Annotated in this window: 19 protein-coding genes and 1 other RNA gene; 11 read left to right on the top strand and 9 right to left on the bottom strand. The window is 58.0% G+C overall.

The window, feature by feature from the left end; genetic code table 11:
* Nucleotides 1–249 precede the first annotated feature (249 nt).
* From dapB to grpE, 4 genes are all read right to left on the bottom strand, one after another.
* Nucleotides 250–1,056 (bottom strand): 4-hydroxy-tetrahydrodipicolinate reductase, encoded by an 807-nt coding sequence (gene dapB, locus EL257_RS04115; protein ID WP_008088318.1) that lies wholly within the window; start codon nucleotides 1,054–1,056, stop codon nucleotides 250–252.
* A gap of 9 nt (nucleotides 1,057–1,065) precedes the next feature.
* A complete protein-coding gene (gene dnaJ, locus EL257_RS04110) occupies nucleotides 1,066–2,190 on the bottom strand; it encodes a molecular chaperone DnaJ (RefSeq protein WP_126360068.1) in 1,125 nt (374 codons plus the stop codon).
* A 297-nt stretch (nucleotides 2,191–2,487) separates the two neighbouring features.
* On the bottom strand, nucleotides 2,488–4,404 hold the full coding sequence (dnaK, locus tag EL257_RS04105; protein ID WP_126360066.1) for a molecular chaperone DnaK: 1,917 nt from the start codon (nucleotides 4,402–4,404) through the stop codon (nucleotides 2,488–2,490).
* A 102-nt stretch (nucleotides 4,405–4,506) separates the two neighbouring features.
* On the bottom strand, nucleotides 4,507–5,073 hold the full coding sequence (gene grpE, locus EL257_RS04100; RefSeq protein WP_126360065.1) for a nucleotide exchange factor GrpE: 567 nt from the start codon (nucleotides 5,071–5,073) through the stop codon (nucleotides 4,507–4,509).
* Between the two features lie 240 nt (nucleotides 5,074–5,313).
* Here grpE and recN point away from each other — a divergent pair, with 240 nt between their 5' ends.
* Nucleotides 5,314–6,987, top strand: coding sequence for a DNA repair protein RecN (recN, locus tag EL257_RS04095; RefSeq protein ID WP_126360063.1), 1,674 nt, complete (start codon nucleotides 5,314–5,316; stop codon nucleotides 6,985–6,987).
* A gap of 76 nt (nucleotides 6,988–7,063) precedes the next feature.
* Here the strand turns inward: recN and fur are convergent, their stop codons facing one another.
* Nucleotides 7,064–7,468 (bottom strand): ferric iron uptake transcriptional regulator, encoded by a 405-nt coding sequence (fur, locus tag EL257_RS04090; RefSeq protein WP_016771770.1) that lies wholly within the window; start codon nucleotides 7,466–7,468, stop codon nucleotides 7,064–7,066.
* A gap of 97 nt (nucleotides 7,469–7,565) precedes the next feature.
* Between fur and EL257_RS04085 the strand changes: the two genes are divergently transcribed.
* Nucleotides 7,566–8,093: an outer membrane protein assembly factor BamE gene (locus EL257_RS04085; protein ID WP_093104791.1), complete on the top strand. Its 528-nt coding sequence runs from the start codon at nucleotides 7,566–7,568 to the stop codon at nucleotides 8,091–8,093.
* A gap of 59 nt (nucleotides 8,094–8,152) precedes the next feature.
* Here the strand turns inward: EL257_RS04085 and EL257_RS04080 are convergent, their stop codons facing one another.
* From EL257_RS04080 to EL257_RS04070, 3 genes are read right to left on the bottom strand one after another with little or no spacing between them, the layout of a single operon-like run.
* On the bottom strand, nucleotides 8,153–8,467 hold the full coding sequence (locus EL257_RS04080; RefSeq protein ID WP_126360061.1) for an RnfH family protein: 315 nt from the start codon (nucleotides 8,465–8,467) through the stop codon (nucleotides 8,153–8,155).
* The gene (locus EL257_RS04075; protein WP_126360059.1) at nucleotides 8,460–8,894 is read right to left on the bottom strand and encodes a type II toxin-antitoxin system RatA family toxin; all 435 of its coding nucleotides are present in this window, start codon (nucleotides 8,892–8,894) and stop codon (nucleotides 8,460–8,462) included. Before EL257_RS04075 ends, EL257_RS04080 begins: the two co-directional genes overlap by 8 nt.
* Before the next feature lie 7 nt (nucleotides 8,895–8,901).
* Nucleotides 8,902–10,305: a sodium-dependent transporter gene (locus tag EL257_RS04070; protein ID WP_126360057.1), complete on the bottom strand. Its 1,404-nt coding sequence runs from the start codon at nucleotides 10,303–10,305 to the stop codon at nucleotides 8,902–8,904.
* Nucleotides 10,306–10,424: 119 nt separating this feature from the next.
* Here EL257_RS04070 and smpB point away from each other — a divergent pair, with 119 nt between their 5' ends.
* Nucleotides 10,425–10,907 carry an SsrA-binding protein SmpB gene (gene smpB / locus EL257_RS04065; protein ID WP_007915208.1) on the top strand — a complete coding sequence of 161 codons (483 nt, stop codon included), beginning with the start codon at nucleotides 10,425–10,427 and terminating at the stop codon, nucleotides 10,905–10,907.
* Between the two features lie 139 nt (nucleotides 10,908–11,046).
* On the opposite strand, the gene EL257_RS04060 is transcribed toward smpB, so the two are convergent.
* Nucleotides 11,047–11,814 carry an FCD domain-containing protein gene (locus EL257_RS04060; protein ID WP_126360055.1) on the bottom strand — a complete coding sequence of 256 codons (768 nt, stop codon included), beginning with the start codon at nucleotides 11,812–11,814 and terminating at the stop codon, nucleotides 11,047–11,049.
* 264 nt (nucleotides 11,815–12,078) lie between these two features.
* Here EL257_RS04060 and EL257_RS04055 point away from each other — a divergent pair, with 264 nt between their 5' ends.
* From EL257_RS04055 to EL257_RS04020, 8 genes are all read left to right on the top strand, one after another.
* A complete protein-coding gene (locus EL257_RS04055; RefSeq protein ID WP_126360053.1) occupies nucleotides 12,079–13,773 on the top strand; it encodes a lactate permease LctP family transporter in 1,695 nt (564 codons plus the stop codon).
* 149 nt (nucleotides 13,774–13,922) lie between these two features.
* Nucleotides 13,923–14,747 (top strand): (Fe-S)-binding protein, encoded by an 825-nt coding sequence (locus tag EL257_RS04050; RefSeq protein ID WP_126360051.1) that lies wholly within the window; start codon nucleotides 13,923–13,925, stop codon nucleotides 14,745–14,747.
* A complete protein-coding gene (locus EL257_RS04045; RefSeq protein ID WP_126360049.1) occupies nucleotides 14,744–16,201 on the top strand; it encodes a LutB/LldF family L-lactate oxidation iron-sulfur protein in 1,458 nt (485 codons plus the stop codon). The genes EL257_RS04050 and EL257_RS04045 overlap by 4 nt, the downstream gene beginning before the upstream one ends.
* Entirely contained in the window at nucleotides 16,198–16,869 is a 672-nt protein-coding gene (locus EL257_RS04040) for a LutC/YkgG family protein (protein ID WP_126360047.1), read from the top strand. The genes EL257_RS04045 and EL257_RS04040 overlap by 4 nt, the downstream gene beginning before the upstream one ends.
* Nucleotides 16,866–19,676: an FAD-binding and (Fe-S)-binding domain-containing protein gene (locus EL257_RS04035; protein WP_126360045.1), complete on the top strand. Its 2,811-nt coding sequence runs from the start codon at nucleotides 16,866–16,868 to the stop codon at nucleotides 19,674–19,676. Before EL257_RS04040 ends, EL257_RS04035 begins: the two co-directional genes overlap by 4 nt.
* Before the next feature lie 129 nt (nucleotides 19,677–19,805).
* Nucleotides 19,806–20,084: a hypothetical protein gene (locus EL257_RS04030; RefSeq protein WP_093104826.1), complete on the top strand. Its 279-nt coding sequence runs from the start codon at nucleotides 19,806–19,808 to the stop codon at nucleotides 20,082–20,084.
* Between the two features lie 95 nt (nucleotides 20,085–20,179).
* Nucleotides 20,180–20,568: a transfer-messenger RNA gene (gene ssrA / locus EL257_RS04025) on the top strand.
* Nucleotides 20,569–21,016: 448 nt separating this feature from the next.
* On the top strand, nucleotides 21,017–21,442 hold the full coding sequence (locus tag EL257_RS04020; protein WP_126360043.1) for a hypothetical protein: 426 nt from the start codon (nucleotides 21,017–21,019) through the stop codon (nucleotides 21,440–21,442).
* The last annotated feature ends 60 nt before the right edge of the window (nucleotides 21,443–21,502 follow it).

The following is a 21,502-nucleotide window of genomic DNA, read 5'->3' as shown; positions in this document are numbered from 1 at the left end:
CCCGTAAATAACGCATGAAAGGGCGATCGCAGGTTGTAAAAAAGCGGAGTGACGTATGGACACGTCACCCCGCTTCTTCACTGAATTATTCTGCGCGCTTTTAGTGGACACACTAAAGCTGTAGCTTACAGAAAAAGGCTTTTTTGGTCCACCGCTAAAGAGCCTGAAAGGCCGGAGAATGCGACAGAGCGTCACTTGGCGGGGAAAAACCAGCGCAAACAGGGCATTTGCGCCGGGTTCAACATTGAATCAACGCAGGTCCAGCACATCCTGCATGTCATACAGACCAGGCTCGCGACCATCCAGCCACAGCGCAGCACGCACTGCGCCCTTGGCAAATGTCATGCGGCTCGACGCCTTGTGCGTGATCTCCAGACGCTCACCTTCACAGGCAAACAGCACGGTGTGATCACCCACCACATCACCGCCGCGCACGGTGGCAAAACCGATGGTTTCGCGCTCCCGGGCACCGGTGTGACCTTCACGACCGTAGACTGCGACCTTCTGCAAGTCGCGATCCAGCGCACTGGCAATCACCTCGCCCATGCGCAGCGCAGTACCCGACGGCGCATCGATCTTGTGCCGGTGATGGGCTTCGATGATTTCGATGTCAGCCTCATCACCCAGCACCCGCGCGGCCATATCGAGCAATTTCAGCGACAGATTTACGCCGACGCTGAAATTGGCCGCGAACACGATCGGAATATCCTTGCCCGCCTCGACCAGCAACTGCTTTTGCGCCGCATCCAGACCGGTAGTGCCGATGACCATGGCTTTGCCCGCCTTGCGGCAGAAAGCCAGGTTCTTCAGCATCACTTCCGGCAGCGTAAAGTCGATCAACACATCGAACTCTTCAGCCACCGCTTCGATGTGACCGGACAACGGCACGCCGATACGCCCCAGCGAGGCCAGTTCACCGGCATCCACGCCAATCAGCGTACTGCCCGGGCGAACCACGGCAGCGGTCAAACCGGTCAGCGGCGCACGCTGCTGAACGGCCTCGACCAGAATCTTGCCCATGCGCCCAGCAGCGCCCATCACAGCTATACGTCGCATGCCGACTCCTTACAGATCGCCGAAGAAGCGCTTCACACCGTCGAACCAACCGGTGGTTTTCGGCGAATGGCTGTTGTCGTCGGCCAGCGAGCTACGGAATTCTTCCAGCAACTCGCGCTGACGGCGATTGAGGTTGACCGGAGTCTCGACCGCCACTCGGCACATCAAGTCGCCGGCACCGCCGCCACGCACTGGCGCCACGCCTTTGCCGCGGACACGGAACTGCTTGCCGGTCTGCGTGCCTTCAGGGATTTTCAGCTTGACGCGACCGTCGAGGGTCGGAATTTCCAGCTCGCCGCCCAACGCCGCATCGACGAAACTGATCGGCACTTCGCAGAACAGATGCTTGCCATCGCGCTGAAAGATATCGTGTTCGCGGACATTGATGACCACGTACAGGTCGCCAGTAGGCCCACCCTGAGTGCCCGCCTCACCTTCGCCGGAAAGACGAATGCGATCGCCGGTGTCGACGCCGGCAGGTACTTTCACCGACAGCGTTTTGTACTCTTCAACACGACCGTCACCGTGGCAGGAGTCACACGGATCGGAAATGATCTTGCCTTGGCCATGGCAGCGCGGGCAGGTCTGCTGCACCGAGAAGAAGCCTTGCTGCATGCGCACCTGACCGATGCCGCCGCAGGTCGGACACGTCGTAGGCGACGAGCCTTTCTTCGCGCCGGAACCATCACACGGCTTGCAATTGACCAATGTCGGTACGCGGATATTCACCGACGTGCCGCGCACCGCTTCTTCGAGGTTCAGCTCCAGCGTGTAACGCAGGTCGCTGCCGCGCTGAGCACCGCCACGGGATCCGCCGCGACCGCCACCGAAGAAATCGCTGAACACATCGCCGAAGATGTCCGAGAAGTTCTGACCTCCGAAACCCGCACCACCACCACCCATGCTTGGGTCAACGCCGGCATGACCGTACTGGTCGTAGGCTGCGCGCTTGCTGGAATCCGACAACACTTCATAGGCCTCGTTGGCCTCTTTGAACATGTCTTCCGATGCTTTGTCACCGGGATTACGGTCGGGGTGGTGCTTCATGGCCAGGCGGCGATAGGCCTTCTTCAGGTCTGCTTCGCTCGTGCCCCGCTCAACACCCAATACTTCGTAATAGTCACGCTTTGCCATAAGTTCTTTGCACTCTTGAGGACGTTCGGCAAACCCCTCCTGAGGATGGCCAAACTCGTTGAGCCCCAATACAGGCCCGGACCCAACTCACGTCAATTCAACGATCCTGGTCTTTGATTCATGCGGTATCTGCGGCGTGAAAAGCAGGAGCATTTTCGGCCATACCGCCAACACGCGAAGCTTGTCGCATGCTGTAAAAATTCGCGTATTCCAGATACGCCAACGCGGGAGCAAGCTCCCGCGCGGCGACATCCTACCAGTCACCGCCGCAAGGCAGTCAACCGGGCGACCAACAACTTACTTGTGGTCTTTTACTTCTTCGAACTCGGCATCGACAACATCATCAGCCTTTTCCGCCGATTCGCCTTGCGGGGCTGCGCCATCAGCTGGCTGAGCCTGTTCGGCGTACATCTTCTGAGCAACCGGCGCGGAGACCTTCGACAGCTCTTCGACCTTGGCTTCGATGGCAGCCTTGTCGTCGCCTTTGACAGCGGCTTCCAAGGCAACCACAGCGGCTTCGATAGCAGTCTTCTCTTCAGCAGTGACCTTGTCACCTGCGTCAGCGATCATCTTGCGAGTCGAGTGCACCAGCGCATCACCCTGGTTACGGGCAGCGGCCAGTTCTTCGAACTTGCGGTCTTCCTCGGCATTCGCCTCGGCGTCACGCACCATGCGCTCGATTTCTTCGTCGGACAGACCGGAGTTGGCCTTGATCACGATCGACTGGGTCTTGCCGGTAGCCTTGTCTTTCGCGCCAACGTGCAGGATGCCGTTAGCGTCGATGTCAAAGGTCACTTCGATCTGCGGCACGCCACGTGGAGCAGGCGGAATGTCGGCCAGATCGAACTTGCCCAGCGACTTGTTCTGTGCGGCTTGCTTGCGCTCACCCTGCAGAACGTGAATGGTCACTGCGCCCTGGTTGTCGTCAGCGGTCGAGAACACTTGCGATTTCTTGGTAGGAATCGTGGTGTTTTTCTCGATCAGTGCGGTCATCACGCCGCCCATGGTTTCGATACCCAGGGTCAGCGGGCTGACGTCGAGCAGCAGAACGTCTTTCACGTCGCCAGCCAGAACAGCGCCCTGAATCGCAGCACCCATGGCAACAGCTTCGTCCGGGTTGACGTCTTTACGTGCTTCTTTACCGAAGAAATCGGTAACCAGTTTTTGCACCAGCGGCATACGAGTCTGACCACCGACCAGAATCACGTCGTTGATCGCGCTGACGTCGATACCGGCGTCTTTCATGGCAATGCGGCAAGGTTCGATGGTGCGCTGAACCAGGTCTTCAACCAGTGCTTCGAGCTTGGCACGCGAGATTTTCACGTTCAGGTGCTTAGGACCGGTTGCGTCTGCAGTGATGTACGGCAGGTTGACATCGGTCGACTGAGCGGACGACAGCTCGATCTTGGCTTTCTCAGCGGCTTCTTTCAGGCGCTGCATGGCCAGCGGGTCACCTTTAAGGTTCATGCCGCTTTCTTTCTTGAATTCGTCAACGAGGTAGTCGATCAGACGAATGTCAAAGTCTTCACCGCCGAGGAAAGTGTCACCGTTGGTGGCCAACACTTCGAACTGGTGCTCACCGTCGACTTCAGCGATCTCGATCACGGAAACGTCGAAAGTACCGCCACCCAGGTCATAAACGATCACGGTGTGATCGCCCTTGGCCTTGTCCATACCGTAAGCCAGAGCGGCCGCGGTTGGTTCGTTGATGATACGTTTCACGTCCAGACCAGCGATGCGGCCGGCGTCTTTGGTCGCTTGACGCTGGCTGTCGTTGAAGTAGGCCGGAACGGTGATCACCGCTTCAGTCACTGGCTCGCCGAGGTAATCTTCGGCGGTCTTTTTCATCTTCTTCAGAATTTCAGCCGAGATTTGTGGCGGTGCCATTTTCTGGCCGTTCACTTCAACCCAGGCGTCGTTGTTGTCAGCCTTGACGATCTTGTAAGGGACCATCTGGATGTCTTTCTGCACAACTTCTTCGTCAAAACGACGACCGATCAGACGCTTAACTGCGTACAGAGTGTTGTGCGGATTGGTCACAGCCTGACGCTTGGCGGACTGACCTACCAGAATTTCGCCATCGTTGGCGTAAGCGATGATCGACGGCGTGGTACGCGCGCCTTCAGCGTTTTCAATAACTTTGGCTTTGCCGTTTTCCAGCACGGAGACGCAGGAGTTGGTAGTCCCCAGGTCGATACCGATGATTTTGCCCATGTTCACTCTCCCGAAACTTTGGATTTTGTTGCCGCAGCAGTGGTGGCTGACTGCGGTAGCACTTAAACGCTTGACTTCTAAATGGGGGCCTTGCGGCTAATTTCAAGCCTTCTCGTCAATCGAAGGCGAAATTGGCGCAGGCGCCTTGCTGACCACAACCATGGCCGGACGCAGCAGGCGACCATTGAGCTGATAGCCCTTTTGAAACACCTTCAAAACACTGTTCGGTTCGACGTCGGCACTTTCCTGCATGGCCATCGCCTGATGGTGAACGGCATTGAATGGTTCGCCATGCGGATCGATCGCTTCAAGCTGATAGCGCTTGAGGGTGTCGTGGAACATTTTCAGGGTCAGCTCGATGCCTTCGCGCATCGGACGGATGCTTTCGTCATCCGGATTCGACAGCTCGAGGCCGCGCTCCAGACTGTCGACGATCGGCAGCAAGTCGCCGGCGAATTTTTCCAAGGCAAACTTGTGCGCCTTCTCGACGTCCTGCTCGGCGCGACGACGGACGTTCTGCAGATCAGCAGCTACACGCAGAGACTGATCCTGCGCGGCGGCCAATTGCTCTTCGAGCACTTGCACACGGGTCGCCAAGTCATCACCCGTATTTTCGGGCGCCTGATTGGCGTCTGGGTTTTGCGTATCTACTGTCTGTTCGTCAGCCATAGAATTCTCCTTTCAATTTCGTCCGCGAGCCTGACTCGCGCTTCTGCCCCGATATATGGGGCCGCAAAATCAGGCTTCAAGGGCCTGCAAGGATTAACCCTACTAAAAAGTGCCGCTTTCTCATTCCTGGTTGCGCTAAGGAAGTTTGCGGTTCAAGCAAATCGAGCTAAGGCGAGGCATTGTCAGCCAGAAACAAAACACTGTATAAATAACCAGACCTAAAGCCTGGGAGCGGCCTTCATGCTGGTGCACCTGTCTGTACATAACTACGCCATCGTTGAACATCTCGATCTCGAACTCGATCGCGGGATGAGCGTGATCACAGGGGAAACCGGCGCCGGCAAGTCGATCATGCTCGACGCCCTGGGCCTGACACTGGGCGATCGCGCCGACAGCGGCGTGGTTCGCCCGGGCGCGGACAAGGCTGACATTCTCGCCACGTTCGATCTGGTTGATATCCCCGAAGCCAGCGCCTGGCTGGCCGAACGCGACCTGGAACACGACGGTCCGTGCATCCTGCGCCGGGTGATCACTTCGGAAGGCCGCTCTCGCGGCTATATCAACGGCACGCCCTGCCCGCTTGGCGACCTCAAAGCACTTGGCGAGCTGCTGATCGATATTCACAGCCAGCACGAACATCAGTCGCTGCTGAAGACCGACACCCATCGCCGCCTGCTGGATGAGTACGCTGGCGCCACCGACCTGGCCCGTCAGGTGCAGCTTGCCGCACAACGCTGGCGCCAGACCCGCCAGGAACTGGAGCGGCTCTCCAATTCCGGCGACGAACAACGCGCCCGCCACCAGTTGCTCAGCTATCAACTTGAAGAGCTGGAAAACCTCGGCCTCGGCGAAAACGAGCTTGAACAGCTGGAGCAGGAACACAAAAACCTGACCAATGCGGAAACCTTGCTGGGCATTTGCCGGCAAGTGGTCGAGCAATGCAGTGAAAGCGATTCCGGCAATGTGCTGAATGCGCTCACCGCCAGCCTCAATCGTCTTTCCAGCGTGAATAATTCAGTCGGCGCGCTGGGTGAAGCCAGCAGCCTGCTGACCAGCGCACAAATCCAGGTCGAGGAAGCGGTCGGCGAGCTCAACCGCTTCCTCGACAACTTCGATGCCGATCCGGCGCGCCTGCAATATCTGGAAGAACGCCTCGACGCCATCTATACCCTGGCGCGCAAACACCGGATCCAACCGACCGAAGTCGGCGAAATGCAGCAAAAGTTGCTTGATGAAATCGAAACCCTCAATGCCAATGACGAATCCATCGAGCGACTGGGCGAAGAGTTGGCCTCCTATGCGCGGCATTATCAGGAGAAAGCGCGCGAGCTCAGCGACCTCCGACAGCAAGCGGCCGGTAATCTGGCGAGCGCAGTGGAGCAAGAGATTCAGCGACTGGGCATGCCCGGGGGCCGCTTCACCATTGAACTGAAAGCCAACAGCAGCGACGAATTGCTGCCGAACGGGCTGGAACAAGTCGAATTGCTGGTCAGTGCCAACCCCGGTCAACCGCTCAAGGCTTTGGCAAAAGTCGCGTCCGGTGGCGAACTGTCGCGAATCAGCCTGGCAATTCAGGTGATCACTGCACAGACCTCCCGAGTTCCCACGCTGGTATTCGACGAAGTGGATGTGGGGATTGGCGGCCCCACGGCCGAGATCGTCGGCCAATTGTTACGTCGCCTCGGCGATCGCGGCCAAGTGTTGACCGTGACGCACCTGCCGCAAGTCGCGGCGCAAGGGCATCAGCACTTGTTCGTGCATAAGGTCCGCGATAAAGAGGCCACTCACACGGCCGTCGCGAAGCTCAGCAAGAACGAACGCATCGAAGAAGTCGCACGCATGCTCGGCGGCATCGATCTGACCAAAGAGTCTTTGGCCCACGCGAAAAAAATGGTGGTGACCGCCAAGGCTTAACAAACGGTAGACAGCACGAAGGCGACCCTTGGGTCGCCTTCGTTCGTTTCGCGAATATGAAATTCGCGCGACTTGCTTACTTTTTCTTGCGCACGTACAGCACCAGGTTGTGATCAACCATCTCGAAGCCATGCTTCTCGACGATCGACTTCTGAAGCTTTTCGATTTCTTCGTCGAAGAATTCGATAACTTCACCCGATTCCACGTTGACCATATGGTCGTGGTGGCCACCGTCAGCCAATTCGAAGACCGCGTGGCCGCCGTCGAAATTGTGGCGGACCACGAGGCCGGCCGCTTCGAACTGGGTCAGGACACGGTAAACCGTGGCCAGACCGACGTCCTCACCGGCTTCCATCAACGCCTTGTAGACGTCTTCGGCACTCATGTGGCGCTGCTCGGTAGAGTCGAGCATTTGCAGGATCTTGACCCGTGGCAGGGTCACTTTGAGGCCGGCTTTGCGTAGTTCGCTATTTTCAACCATGGTCAGCTTTCTCGCGATGCTGCTTCGCAGCTTCTCTTAATGCGGGTATGATCGGCGTTTACGTTGTCCCAGCCAAGATAGTGGAAGTCGCCCACCGATGCAAAACACCAAGCTCTTGCTAACCAGTTTCACCTTTGTGGGACTGCTCGCACTCGCCGGTTGTTCATTCCCCGGGGTTTACAAAATCGACATCCAGCAGGGCAATGTCGTCACGCAGGACATGATAGACCAGTTACGCCCGGGAATGACCCGGCCGCAAGTACGGTTTATCATGGGCAACCCTCTGCTTGCCGACACGTTCCATGCCGATCGCTGGGATTATCTGTACAGCCTGCAACCGGGTGGCGGTGAACGCCAACAGGAACGCGTCAGCGTTATTTTCAATTCGAACGACCAGCTTGTCAGCCTGTCCGGTGACTTTATGCCGGGCGTGAGCCGCGACGAAGCGATTCTCGGCAAGGACAGTGGCACGACCGTGACCGCTCCTGCTGAAAACGCCGAGAAGCCGGAAGCCGAAAAACCGGCCAAGCCTGGCTCCTTGCTGGATCAGATCCAGAAGGATGTCGATGGTGTGGAAACCGTTCCGGTGCCGACGCCAGAGCCGCTAGATACTTCGCCGCAGTAATTGGCGAAGCAATAAAAAACCCGGATTTTCCGGGTTTTTTATTGCCTGCAATACGGCCGTTACTCGTTTCGCGCCTTGGCGGCGGCAGCCTTGGCCGCCCGCAAGCGACGCACTTCTTTCGGATCAGCGAGCAACGGGCGATAAATCTCGATGCGATCACCCGCCTGAACCAGCCGCGAATCCGGATCAGTCACCACCTTGCCGAAAATCCCCAGCGCAGAATGCGCCAGATCCAGTTCAGGAAATTCGGCATCTACGCCCGAAGCAAGCGCCGCAGCCCGCACCGTTGCACTCTCTGCAACGCTGACAGTACGCAGAATCTGGCGATCAACGGCGGCGTAGACGACCTCTATTTCGATCATCGACTTAACCATGCATCTGCTTGGCGCGCTGGCAGAACGCATCCACCAGCGTATTCGCGGCCTGATTGAACAACGGCCCAAGCGTCGCGCGAACCAGCGGCCCAGCGTAATCGAAAGACAGGTCGAGGCTGATCTTGCAGGCCTTCTCGTTCAAGACCTTGAACACCCAGATACCGTGCAACTGGTTGAACGGCCCCTCCTCCAGATTCATTTCGATCGACTGCCCTGGCACCAGCGTATTGCGCGTGACGAAATGCTGACTGAGTCCGCCTTTCGCCACCCCAACACTGGCCCGCATATGCTCAGGCGAGCTTTCCAGCACTTCAGCGGATGAACACCAGGGTAGAAACTCCGGGTAACGCGCCACGTCGTTGACCAGGTCGTAGAGAAATTGCGCCGGATACGGCAGCAGCGCCGAGCGTTGAATATGTGTCGTCATGTAAGCGTTACTTCCAGAGCTGAGCGGCAAACACAACCAGAATGCCGATAGGCGCCACGTAGCGCATCAAGAACAAAGACAGGGCGAACAGCTTCGGATTGCGGATCGACAACTCGTCTCGCACCGCGTCACGCCCCATCACCCATCCGGCGAACAGGACGAAACACAAGCCACCGAGCGGCAACATGATCCGCGAGGTGAAGAAATCGATCACGCCGAAGAAGTCCAGACCGCTCTGCGCACCCCATTGGTAGAGGTGAAACATCCCGCCTTCGTTCACGAAAAATTTGGCTTCCTTCCAGATATTGAAAGAAAACACCGTACCCAAACCGACGAACCAGCACGTGAATGCCAGCGAGAACGTCACCCAGGCGCGGCTGATTTTGGTGCGTTCAACCAGGTAGGCCACCATCGGCTCGAGCAGGGAAATCGCCGAACTCCAGGCCGCTACGGCAACCAGAACGAAGAACACCACGCCCATCAATTGGCCGAAAAGTACATTACCAAAAGCAAACGGCAGGCTGACGAACATCAGGCCGGGGCCTTCGCTCGGGTTAAGGCCGGCCGCAAATACAATCGGAAACAACGCCAGACCGGCCACCAGCGAAACGAAGGTGTCCAGGAGCGCCACGCCGACCACGGTGCCGGACAGCGAGGTATTTTTCGGCATGTAGGCGCCGTAGATCATGATCGAACCGACGCCGACGCTCAGCGAAAAGAATGCGTGCCCCATAGCCGGCAGCAGGCCATCGAGGACTTTTTCCGGGTGGAAATCGAACATGAAATGCACGCCTTCCATGAAATGCCCGGTGGTCATGCTGTAGCCCAGCAGCACCAGAATCATCACGAACAGCAACGGCATCATGATTCGCAGACTGCGCTCAAGCCCGGCGACCACGCCTTTTGCGATGACGAACGCCGACAACAGCATGAAAATCGTGTGCCAAAGTGTCAGGCGCCATGGATTGGAGATGACATTGCCGAAATAAGCACCGACCTGATCCGCCGTGGCGCCCTGGAAATCGCCCCGGCCCATGTCGACGATGTAATCCAGCGACCAGCCACCCACCACACTGTAAAAAGACAGAATCAGCAACGCCGTGATCATTCCGGCGAAAGCACCCCACGACCACTTGGCCGAGTGCCCGGCTTCCAGCGCCAGCACCTTCAGGGCATTCGCTGGACTCTGCCGCGCACGCCGGCCGATCAGGGTTTCGGCCAGCATGACTGGGATGCCGATGAGCGCGATACAGGCCAGAAACATCAGGACAAATGCGCCGCCGCCGTAGACCCCGACCATATAGGGGAACTTCCAGATACTACCCAGCCCCACGGCCGAACCGGTCGCGGCGAGTATGAAAACCCAGCGGCTAGCCCAACTGCCGTGGACAGAAACCTTGTCTGTCGACATCGTTTATCACGCCCAAGCGTTAGAAAAAGAGGCCGCATTGTCCGGGATTCACTCAACCTGCTCAAGCACGCTGCATCACCGTAGCCGACAGCCATTTATCTCCATATAATGCCGCCCCTATGGCTAAACAGAAGAAACACCCTACAGGGACCATCGCGCAGAACAAAAAGGCGCGACACGATTACTTCATCGAACACAAGTTCGAGGCTGGTCTGGTCCTGGCCGGCTGGGAAGTAAAAAGTCTGCGGGCGAGCAAGCTACAGCTGGTCGACAGCTATGTGCTGCTCAAGGATGGCGAGGCGTGGTTGCTCGGCAGCCACATCACACCGTTGATGACCGCAAGTACCCACGTCATCGCTGACCCGGTGCGCACGCGCAAATTGCTGCTCAACCGCCGCGAGCTGGAAAAGCTCGCCGCCGCTGTGCAGCAAAAGGGTTACGCCTGCGTCTGCCTGTCCTGGTACTGGAGCAAGCACATGGTCAAGTGCGAGATCGCTCTGGGCAAGGGCAAGAAGGAATACGACAAGCGTGATACCGAGCGCGAGCGCGATGCCGGTCGCGAGTTGCAGCGTGCAGTGCGCAACAAGGGCAAGGAAGACTGATTCCCGGCCTGTGGCGAGGGAGCTTGCTCCCGCTCGACTGCGCAGCAGGCGCATTTGGTTCTCGCGATTATCGATAAAAGCGAGACCCAATGCGCGCCTCAGCGGGAGCAAGCTCCCTCGCCACAATTAATCTGCCACCTCACATCCCTTTGCGCCGCTCCGCCCGAGCCATGCGCTGAACCTCCTGACGCACCTCTTCCAGCACTTCCTGCACATACAAAATATGTCGGCTGGACACTTCCCGCGCCTGCTCCGCACGCCCCTCAATAATTGCCAGATACAATTCCCGGTGCTGCGTGATCAGCATGTCGCGGGTTTCCGCGCGTTGCTTGTACATGCCGCCGATGTTGGTCACGACGTTGCGCTTGAGCAGATCGAACAAACCGCGAATCGTATGCAGCAGTACGGCGTTGTGGCTGGCTTCGGCAATCGCCAGGTGAAATTTCGCATCCGCCGCGCCCTCTTCGGCACGACTAACCTCGTCGTGACGGGCATAACAGTCCTGCAATTCCTCGAACGCCGCCGTCAGTCGCTCGCGATCAACATCCGTTGCACGCAATGCGGCGTAGTACGCGCACGATGCTTCCAGGGTGTGGCGAAATTCCAATAAGTCCCGCTGCGCCTCGGGATTTGTTTCGAGCAGTTGCAGCAGCGGATCGCTGAACGTGGAGCCCAGATTCTCCACGACATAATTGCCGCCGCCCTGACGACTTACCAGCAAGCCTTTGGCTGCCAGTTTCTGGATCGCCTCGCGCAACGAAGGGCGCGACACGCCAAATTGCTCGGCCAGCGTGCGCTCCGCCGGAAGCCGTTCACCGGACTTCAACGTGCCCTCAAGAATCATCCCCTCGAGTCGCTCGACAATATCGTCAGACAAACGGCGCTGACGTATCTGATCAAACCCCATAACTCAACTCTCCACGATCCCGACCGCTCGCCGGGCTCTCTATTCTGGCGTATCGGCGCCTCGCCGGCACCTACCGGTCAACCACTTCAGCCAAGCAGCCCGGCTGCCAGATGCACCGCGCATTCGACAAAAGTTCTAGGGCGACAAATTGACACACCGATACCAAGGCTTTTACCCTAGCCAACAGCGAATGTAAATTGGTCTTACCAATTATCCAAAAACGCTGGCAGTGCCTGACCAACAACAATTAGGGGCCACCCCACCATGCAAACCTGGCAACAGTTCTACAGTCCGCTCGGCAGTCTTGGCGTCTCCGCTCTCGCGGCCGTCATTCCCATCGTGTTCTTCTTTCTCGCGCTGGCGGTGTTTCGCCTCAAAGGCCATGTGGCCGGCAGCATCACACTCGCGCTTTCGATTGCCGTGGCGATCTTCGCCTTTCAGATGCCGGTGGACATGGCATTCGCCGCCGCCGGTTATGGCTTCGCTTACGGTCTGTGGCCGATTGCCTGGATCATTGTCGCGGCGGTATTCCTCTACAAACTGACGGTGAAAAGCGGTCAGTTCGAGGTCATCCGCAGTTCGGTGCTATCGATTACTGACGACCAGCGCCTGCAAGTGCTGTTGATCGGCTTCTGCTTCGGTGCATTTCTGGAAGGCGCCGCCGGTTTCGGCGCGCCGGTAGCGATCACCGCTGCCCTCCTTGTCGGACTCGGCTTCAATCCGCTGTACGCCGCCGGTTTGTGCCTGATCGCCAACACCGCGCCGGTTGCGTTCGGTGCGCTGGGGATTCCGATCATCGTCGCCGGCCAGGTCACCGGCATCGATGCATTCAAGATCGGCGCCATGACCGGACGGCAATTGCCATTGCTGTCGCTGTTCGTGCCGTTCTGGCTGGTGTTCATGATGGACGGCCTGCGCGGCGTGCGCGAAACATGGCCGGCGGCGCTGGTTGCGGGCTTCAGCTTCGCCGTCACTCAATACTTCACCTCCAACTTCATTGGCCCGGAACTGCCGGACATTACCTCGGCGCTGGCCAGCCTGATCTCGCTGACCCTGTTCCTGAAAGTCTGGCAACCACGCCGCGCTGCCGGTCAGCACATCGTCGGTGCTGTGTCTGCCTCGGTGGTGAGCGCCAGCGTCGGCGGTTTCGGCCAGAAGCGCAGCACCGTGGCTTCGCCCTACAGCCTTGGGGAAATTTTCAAGGCCTGGTCGCCGTTTCTGATCCTTACCGTATTGGTGACGATCTGGACGCTGAAGCCCTTCAAAGCGATGTTCGCTGCGGGCGGTTCGATGTACAGCTGGGTGTTCAACTTCGCGATTCCGCATCTTGATCAATTGGTGATCAAGACTGCACCGATCGTGGCCAACCCGACCGCGATTCCAGCGGTGTTCAAACTCGACCCGATTTCCGCGACCGGCACGGCGATCTTCTTCTCCGCGCTGATTTCGATGCTGGTGCTGAAGATCAACCTCAAAACTGGTCTGACCACTTTGAAAGAGACCTTCTACGAACTGCGCTGGCCGATCCTGTCGATCGGCATGGTGCTGGCGTTCGCCTTCGTCACCAATTACTCGGGCATGTCCTCGACCATGGCACTTGTGCTGGCCGGTACTGGTGCGGCGTTTCCGTTCTTCTCGCCGTTCCTCGGTTGGCTGGGTGTGTTCCTCACCGGCTCGGATACTTCGTCGAACGCGCTGTTCAGTTCGTTGCAAGCAACCACCGCGCATCAAATCGGCGTCAACGACACCCTGCTGGTCGCGGCCAATACCAGTGGCGGCGTGACCGGCAAGATGATCTCGCCGCAATCGATCGCCGTGGCCTGCGCCGCGACCGGTCTGGTGGGCAAAGAATCGGATCTGTTCCGCTTCACCCTCAAGCACAGCCTATTCTTTGCAACGATTGTCGGTTTGATCACATTGGCTCAGGCCTACTGGTTCACCGGCATGCTGGTGCATTAATCCTACAAGCAGGACAGAAATAACCGACGCCGGCCCGTGATCCGGCGTCAGCAATTCACCACCCGGTCTGTAAGGCTGCTGAAAGCAATGCTCTCTATATTCAGCAGCCGCAACAGACGGATAACCGGGCCCACCCGGAGACACGCCTGATGAGCGAGCTTTTTTACAACGCTGTGCCAAACGCGACTCGCGTGGCACCGCCACTGCCCGAACCTCGGCAATACCCCAGCGAAAAACCATCGCGGGTCTACCTGTTCGGCACGTGTGTGGTCGACCTGTTCTACCCCGAGGCCGGGATGGACGCGATCCACTTGCTGGAGCGCGAAGGGATCCGGGTCGAGTATCCGCAAGGCCAGAGCTGCTGTGGGCAACCGGCTTACACCTCCGGTTACACCGAGCAGGCGCGAACGGTAGCGCGCTCGCAACTGGCGCTGTTTGCCGGGGATTATCCGGTGGTGGTGCCATCGGGTTCCTGTGCCGGCATGCTGCGCGAACATTACGCCAACTTGTTCAAGGACGAGCCGGAAACGTTGAAACAGGTTCAGGCTCTCGCGGCTCGGACTTATGAACTGGCCGAATTTCTGCTGTTCGTCTGCAAGGTGCAGCTCAAGGACAGCGGCGAACCGGTGAAGGTCGCGCTGCACACCTCGTGTTCGGCACGCCGTGAAATGAATACCCACCTGCACGGCCGCGAGTTGTTGGCGCAGTTGAGCAACGTGGAACGGGTCAATCATGACCATGAAAGCGAATGCTGTGGCTTTGGTGGGACATTCAGCGTCCGTATGCCAGACATTTCCGGCGCGATGGTGGCTGACAAGACCCGCGCACTGAAGGAGTCCGGCGCGCACAAGGTACTGAGTGCCGACTGCGGCTGTTTGATGAACATCAACGGCGCGCTGGAGAAACAGCAGGAAGCGTTACGCGGGCAACATCTGGCGAGCTTCCTCTGGCAGCGAACCGGAGATGCGCAATGAGCACTTCCGCGATTATTCCTACGGTGGCCGTGGAAGAAGATTTCCGCACCCGGGCACACAACGCCTTGGGTGATCAGCAGCTGCGGAACAATTTCCGCACTGCCATGGACTCACTGATGACCAAGCGGGCAGCGGCTTTCAGCGATGCCCACGAAAGAGAACACTTGCGCGCACTGGGCAATTCGATCAAGGCCCGCGCGCTGTCCAAGTTGCCCGATTTGCTTGAGCAACTGGAACAGAACCTGACCCGCAACGGTGTGACAGTGCACTGGGCGGAAACGGTGGACGAGGCCAACGGCATCGTCTTATCGATCATCCGCGCTCACGAGGCGCGGCAAGTGATCAAGGGCAAATCGATGGTCAGCGAAGAGATGGAGATGAACCATTTCCTCGAGGCTCGAGACATTGAATGTCTGGAGTCCGACATGGGGGAGTACATCGTCCAGCTCGACCACGAGAAGCCTTCACACATCATTATGCCGGCGATCCACAAGAATGCCGGTCAGGTCGCGTCCTTGTTCCACGACAAACTTGGCGTGGAATACACCAAGGACGTTGACCAACTCATTCAGATCGGTCGCAGGGTCCTGCGGCAGAAATTTTTCGAAGCGGACATCGGCGTCTCCGGCGTCAACTTCGCCGTGGCCGAAACCGGCACCCTGTTGCTGGTGGAAAACGAAGGCAACGGGCGCATGACCACCACCGTGCCACCGGTGCACATCGCCGTCACCGGCATCGAAAAAGTCGTGGAAAACCTGCGTGACGTGGTGCCGCTGCTGTCACTGCTGACGCGCTCGGCGCTGGGCATTCCGATCACCACTTACGTCAACATGATCTCCGGCCCGCGCAAGGAACATGAACTCGACGGCCCGCAGGAAGTGCATCTGGTGCTGCTCGACAACGGTCGCAGCCAGGCCTTCGCCGACAGTGAATTGCGCCAGACCCTGAACTGCATCCGCTGCGGCGCCTGCATGAATCATTGCCCGGTTTACACCCGAGTCGGCGGCCACACTTATGGCGAGGTTTATCCGGGGCCAATCGGCAAGATCATCACGCCGCACATGGTCGGCCTGGCGAAAGTCCCGGATCACCCAAGCGCATCTTCCTTGTGCGGCGCCTGTGGTGAAGTGTGTCCGGTAAAAATTCCGATCCCGGCAATCCTGCGCCGTCTGCGTGAGGAAAACGTCAAAGCCCCGGACGCGCCGAATCAGGTGATGCGGGGCCAGGGCAGCAAATATTCGCGCAAAGAACGTTTCATCTGGAATGCCTGGGCCAGGCTCAACAGCTCGCCGACGCTGTATCGCTTGTTCGCTTTCTTCGCCACGCGTCTACGCGCGTTGACACCGAGCAACGTCGGCCCATGGACGCAGAACCACAGCGCGCCCAAACCCGCCGCGCGTTCGTTGCATGACATGGCCCGCGAGCATTTGGCCAAACAGGGAGAGCATCGATGAGCGCCAAGCACAATATCCTCGGCAAGCTACGGAAAAGTCTGACAGGCACCACGCCGATCGCCGACAACTTCGACGTCGAGCTACTGACGCAGCCGTACACTTACAGCCCCGAACAACGCATCCCGCAATTTCGCAAACTGATGGAAGCGGTGCACACCGAAATACATCTGACCTCGGACGCCGAGTGGCCGGCGCTGCTCGCGCAACTGCTAAGGGATCGCCAGTTGCCAAGCCTGTTGATCGCGCCGACCACGCCGCATGGGCAACGCATCACGCAGCACTGGGCGAATAATCCAGAGCTGCCAGCACTGAAATCCTACGACCGACCGATGGAAGAGTGGAAAGCCGAGCTGTTCAACGACACCCCGGCCAGCCTCACCGGCACCCTCGGCGCCATCGCCGCGACCGGCAGCCTGATTATCTGGCCAACCCGTGAAGAGCCACGCTTGATGAGTTTGGTGCCGCCGGTACATTTTGCCCTGCTCAAGGCCAGCCAGATCCGCGACGACTTCTATCAGGTGCAAGAGGAATTCGAATGGGCGCAAGGCATGCCGACCAACGCGCTGCTGGTCTCCGGCCCGTCGAAAACCGCTGACATCGAGCAAGTGCTGGCTTACGGCGCACACGGCCCGAAAGATCTGGTCGTGCTGATTCTGGAGGATCAATGAGTCTTCCTGCTGCTTTCCTGCGTGATGCCGAACAACTGATTCCGGCTGACCGGCGTTTCGACGATCCGCTGTCGACCCTGGCCTTTGGCACCGACGCCAGTTTTTATCGGCTGATCCCTAAACTGGTGATCCGCGTTGAGTCTGAAGAAGAGGTCGTAGCGCTGCTGCAACTGGCTCAACGCGACCACGTTCCGGTGACATTCCGCGCCGCCGGCACCAGCCTGTCCGGGCAGGCGATCAGCGATTCCGTGCTGATTGTGCTTGGGGATAACTGGAACGCTCGCGAGATTCGCGCGCAGGGCACGCAGATCCGCCTGCAACCGGGGGTGATCGGCGCGCAGGCCAACGCCTGGCTGGCACCGTTCGGGCGCAAGATCGGTCCGGACCCGGCGTCGATCAATGCCTGCAAAATCGGCGGAATCGTCGCCAACAATGCCAGTGGCATGTGCTGCGGCACCGCGCAAAACACCTATCACACCCTGGCCGGGATTCGTCTGGTGCTGGCCGATGGCACACGCCTGGATACCGAAGACCCTGCCAGCGTCGCGGAATTTCGCTCAAGCCACGGCGAAATGCTCGAACGCCTGGCGACATTGGGCCGCGAAACCCGCGCGAATGCCGATCTGTCTGCGCGAATCCGCCACAAATATCGTCTGAAAAATACCACTGGCCTGTCACTCAACGCCTTGGTGGATTTCGACGAGCCTGTGGATATCTTGAGCCACTTGCTGGTTGGCTCCGAAGGGACGCTCGGGTTCATCAGTGCGGTGACTTACGACACGGTCATCGATCATCCGAACAAGGCCTCGGCGCTGATCGTGTTTCCGGATGTCGAGACGTGCTGCAACGCGGTGACCGTGCTGAAAAGCCAACCGGTATCCGCAGTGGAACTGCTCGACCGACGTAGTCTGCGCTCGGTGCAGGATAAAAAAGGCATGCCCGCTTTCGTACAGTTGCTGTCGGAAAATGCCTGCGCGCTGCTCATCGAATCCCGCGCCGCGTCTTCCACATTGCTGCAGGAGCAACTGGCGGAAATCATGGCTTCGCTGCGCGATTTCCCCGTGGAGAAACAGGTCGACTTCACCGAAGACCCGGTGGAAAACGCCCGACTCTGGGCGATCCGCAAAGATACCTTCCCCGCCGTCGGTGCCGTGCGCAAAACCGGCACTACGGTGATCATCGAAGACGTGACCTTCCCGGTTGAGCAACTGGCGATCGGCGTGAACCGCTTGATCGAGCTGTTCGAAAAACATTCCTACGACGAGGCGATCCTTTTCGGACACGCGCTGGAAGGCAATCTGCACTTCGTCTTCACCCAGGGCTTCAACAGCGCGGAAGAAGTCGCACGCTATCAGGCGTTCATGGACGACGTCGCTCAATTGGTCGCGGTGGAATTCGGCGGCTCGCTGAAGGCCGAACACGGCACCGGGCGCAACATGGCGCCGTTCGTGGAACTGGAATGGGGCAGCGACGCCTATCAACTCATGTGGCAGCTCAAACGTCTGCTCGACCCGAACGGCATTCTCAATCCGGACGTAGTGCTCAGCGAAGATCCGCAGATCCATCTCAAACATCTCAAACCGCTGCCGGCGGCGGACGAGATTGTCGACAAATGCATCGAGTGCGGTTTCTGTGAACCGGTTTGCCCATCGAAAGGGCTGACGCTGAGCCCGCGCCAGCGCATCGTCATTTGGCGTGATATTCAGGCAAAAAAACGTGCCGGCATCGACACCACCGAATTGGAAAAAGCCTACGACTACCAAGGCATCGACACCTGCGCCGCGACCGGTCTGTGCGCGCAACGCTGCCCTGTAGGCATCAATACCGGTGAGCTGGTGAAAAAGCTCCGTGGCCGACACGCAACCCATCAGAAAAGCGCTGACTGGATCGAAGGAAATTTCGCCAAGACCCTGCAAGGCGCACGCTTCACTCTGCACGCCGCCAACGGCGCACGGATGATGCTTGGGGCGCCGCGATTGGCGAAGTTGTCGGCAACGCTTACACGCTTGTCCAAAGGCCACGTCCCGTTATGGACCAACGCCATGCCCCGACCGGAAAAAGCCATTCGCTTCAGCCCGAGCGTGCCTGACGAACGCCCGCGGGTGGTCTATCTCGCAGCCTGTGTTTCGCGCGTCATGGGCCCCGCAGCCGGCGATAAAGAGCAGATGTCGCTGTACGACAAAACTCGCGGTCTGCTGGAAAAAGCCGGTTACCAAGTGGTCTTCCCGGACAATCTCGACAATCTCTGTTGCGGCCAGCCCTTCGCCTCCAAAGGCTACGCCGAGCAGGCCGAACACAAACGTCAAGAATTGATCAGCGCACTGTTGCACGCCAGCCGCGGCGGACTCGACCCGATTTACTGCGACACCAGCCCGTGCACCTTGCGCCTGGTTCAAGACGTAGGAGACATTCGCCTGGATCTGTACGATCCGGTGCGCTTCATCCGTACGCATCTTCTCGACCGACTGGACTTCACCCCTCAAGACGCACCGATTGCCGTGCACGTCACCTGCAGCACCCAGCATCTGGGCGAAAGCCAAGCGCTGATCGACCTCGCACGCAAATGCAGCAAGCAGGTGGTCATTCCGGAAGGTATTCATTGCTGCGGATTTGCCGGCGACAAGGGATTCACCACGCCGGAGCTGAACAGTCACTCGCTGCGCACGCTCAAGGAGGCGGTGCAGCATTGCAGCGAAGGGATTTCGACCAGCCGGACGTGCGAGATCGGTCTGACGCAACATGGCGGAATCGACTACCACGGGCTGGTTTATCTGGTCGATCGGGTCACGCGGGCGAAAGTCGCCTGAAGAAAAATAGAACTCTCAAGCGAGACGGCGATCCACAGAACAGGCCCCGAACAATCGGGGCTTTTCCTCCATTCGGTGGCTCGCCCAGCGGTCAGCGAAGCCTGGATCCCTCAGTTCAAGGAGATACACATGAAGCGTTCTGTACTGTTAGGTCTGTTCGTTACTGCCTCGATGATGGCGTCCACTTCGTTCGCCGCAGACAAACCAGCCGATCTGTGTGATGCCAATATTCAGACGATCAACAATTCCAAGGCGCAGTTGGCGTCTAAACCAGAGCTGGTGCAGCGCGCTGAAACCAGCGTGGCCAGAGCCCAGTCGCTCAAAGCCGAAGGCAAAATCGACGACTGCGTTGCGGAAACCTCGCAACTCATCGTGGAAATGCGCAAAGCCACCGGCACCAACAATTGATCAACGCCGGGCCAACCTGCGGGTTGGCCTCGCGGGCTGATTGACGTACACTGTGCAGGCTTGTTGCTCAAACAGATTCATTGAGCAATGAGTTCGGGGCCGTTTAGGATTCGACGCCGGTTGCGAAACTTTAGGTGCATGCCGACTTGGTAACAGAAGTCGTAAATCCACTGTTGCAACTACTTATAGTTGCCAATGACGACCAATACGGTGTTGCTCTCGCTGCTTAATTGCAGCTGACAATGCTCCTGGTACCTTCGGGTCCAGCAATCATCAGGGGATGTCTGTAAACCCAAAATGATTGTCATATAGAACAGAATCGCCGTGCAGTACGTTGTGGACGAAGCGGCTAAAACTTACACAACTCGCCCAAAGCACCCTGCCCGTCGGGTCGCTGAGGGTTAACTTAATAGACACGGCTACGCATGTAGTACCGACAGCGGAGTACTGGCGGACGGGGGTTCAAATCCCCCCGGCTCCACCAAATAAGCGTTACAAATCAGACACTTAGCGATTACCGCAAGTGTCTTTTTTGTGTCTGAATGGGTGGTTTTGGCTCGGTATTGCCAGCTTTATGACAGCTTTTGCACGTCACACACCCGAATTTACCTGTTCAAATGAACAGTATTGGATCTATTCTCTAGCGAGCCATCACTAGGCTATGATTGCGTTACGCCACAGCGCTACGAGAGTAGAACATGAACGCTTGGCTCCCGGCGCACTCTAACGTGTAGTTGCTTTATCGGGACTCATCTCATACGAGCTGAGGTTATGGACCCAAAAGGGCCAAAAAACATGCAGAAGAAACCAAACGTGCCAAGGAATGATTCCGAGGAACGGGTCTTCAATTTCGATCTCGAAATTATGAAGAAGGCCCTAGGAAGTGGTGTGGTGAATTTTCCAGCCGGCCTAACCGGTGAAGAGCGAAGAGAATGGATACGCAACCGAAGGAAAAACAGCCAGCCCACATCGTGAACATGAGCGATCATTTCGAGATTACCTATCTCGACATGGCTGCGAATGAGCTCTTCCCTGTTGATAATTTCATCACGCACGTTGAGGAAAACGGCCTGATACTGCTAGAAGGTCGCTTGAAGAAGTCCGACGACATCCCTACCGATGACGGGGAATGGCTTAAAAAAGTTCTCTTCGTTCGCGAGCACAATCTCTGGCATTATCATATTGGCTATCCTTCCTATGACCCAGGAAAGCCGTTCGGAGACAGAACCTCTGAATATGTTCTTCATCTTCAGAGGCATCCTTGCGGGACGAAAACTACAATCGTCCATTGGGCTAAGCATCCTCCCTTCAAACTCCCCTCTTTGGATTATTTCATAGCGACGCAACGCGACGAGTGACTGCTGGCTGCTCTCTACCAAACAAGTCTCGACGCTTCCGACTGCTACGCTGTCCTCATC

The organism is Pseudomonas fluorescens, from assembly GCF_900636825.1.
GTDB lineage: Bacteria > Pseudomonadota > Gammaproteobacteria > Pseudomonadales > Pseudomonadaceae > Aquipseudomonas > Aquipseudomonas fluorescens_BG.
This window is presented reverse-complemented; position numbering and strand designations above follow the sequence as displayed.

What these genes read in the sequence shown, in the direction of transcription:
- smpB (WP_007915208.1), top strand. Translation starts at nt 10,425, where the DNA reads ATGGCTAAACAGAAGAAACACCCTACAGGGACCATCGCGCAGAACAAA.
- EL257_RS04045 (WP_126360049.1), top strand. Translation starts at nt 14,744, where the DNA reads ATGAGCACTTCCGCGATTATTCCTACGGTGGCCGTGGAAGAAGATTTC.
- EL257_RS04060 (WP_126360055.1), bottom strand. Translation starts at nt 11,814, where the DNA reads ATGGGGTTTGATCAGATACGTCAGCGCCGTTTGTCTGACGATATTGTC.
- EL257_RS04055 (WP_126360053.1), top strand. Translation starts at nt 12,079, where the DNA reads ATGCAAACCTGGCAACAGTTCTACAGTCCGCTCGGCAGTCTTGGCGTC.
- EL257_RS04030 (WP_093104826.1), top strand. Translation starts at nt 19,806, where the DNA reads ATGAAGCGTTCTGTACTGTTAGGTCTGTTCGTTACTGCCTCGATGATG.
- dnaK (WP_126360066.1), bottom strand. Translation starts at nt 4,404, where the DNA reads ATGGGCAAAATCATCGGTATCGACCTGGGGACTACCAACTCCTGCGTC.
- grpE (WP_126360065.1), bottom strand. Translation starts at nt 5,073, where the DNA reads ATGGCTGACGAACAGACAGTAGATACGCAAAACCCAGACGCCAATCAG.
- dnaJ (WP_126360068.1), bottom strand. Translation starts at nt 2,190, where the DNA reads ATGGCAAAGCGTGACTATTACGAAGTATTGGGTGTTGAGCGGGGCACG.
- EL257_RS04020 (WP_126360043.1), top strand. Translation starts at nt 21,017, where the DNA reads ATGGATACGCAACCGAAGGAAAAACAGCCAGCCCACATCGTGAACATG.
- EL257_RS04035 (WP_126360045.1), top strand. Translation starts at nt 16,866, where the DNA reads ATGAGTCTTCCTGCTGCTTTCCTGCGTGATGCCGAACAACTGATTCCG.
- EL257_RS04040 (WP_126360047.1), top strand. Translation starts at nt 16,198, where the DNA reads ATGAGCGCCAAGCACAATATCCTCGGCAAGCTACGGAAAAGTCTGACA.
- EL257_RS04070 (WP_126360057.1), bottom strand. Translation starts at nt 10,305, where the DNA reads ATGTCGACAGACAAGGTTTCTGTCCACGGCAGTTGGGCTAGCCGCTGG.
- EL257_RS04050 (WP_126360051.1), top strand. Translation starts at nt 13,923, where the DNA reads ATGAGCGAGCTTTTTTACAACGCTGTGCCAAACGCGACTCGCGTGGCA.
- EL257_RS04080 (WP_126360061.1), bottom strand. Translation starts at nt 8,467, where the DNA reads ATGGTTAAGTCGATGATCGAAATAGAGGTCGTCTACGCCGCCGTTGAT.
- EL257_RS04085 (WP_093104791.1), top strand. Translation starts at nt 7,566, where the DNA reads ATGCAAAACACCAAGCTCTTGCTAACCAGTTTCACCTTTGTGGGACTG.
- fur (WP_016771770.1), bottom strand. Translation starts at nt 7,468, where the DNA reads ATGGTTGAAAATAGCGAACTACGCAAAGCCGGCCTCAAAGTGACCCTG.
- dapB (WP_008088318.1), bottom strand. Translation starts at nt 1,056, where the DNA reads ATGCGACGTATAGCTGTGATGGGCGCTGCTGGGCGCATGGGCAAGATT.
- EL257_RS04075 (WP_126360059.1), bottom strand. Translation starts at nt 8,894, where the DNA reads ATGACGACACATATTCAACGCTCGGCGCTGCTGCCGTATCCGGCGCAA.
- recN (WP_126360063.1), top strand. Translation starts at nt 5,314, where the DNA reads ATGCTGGTGCACCTGTCTGTACATAACTACGCCATCGTTGAACATCTC.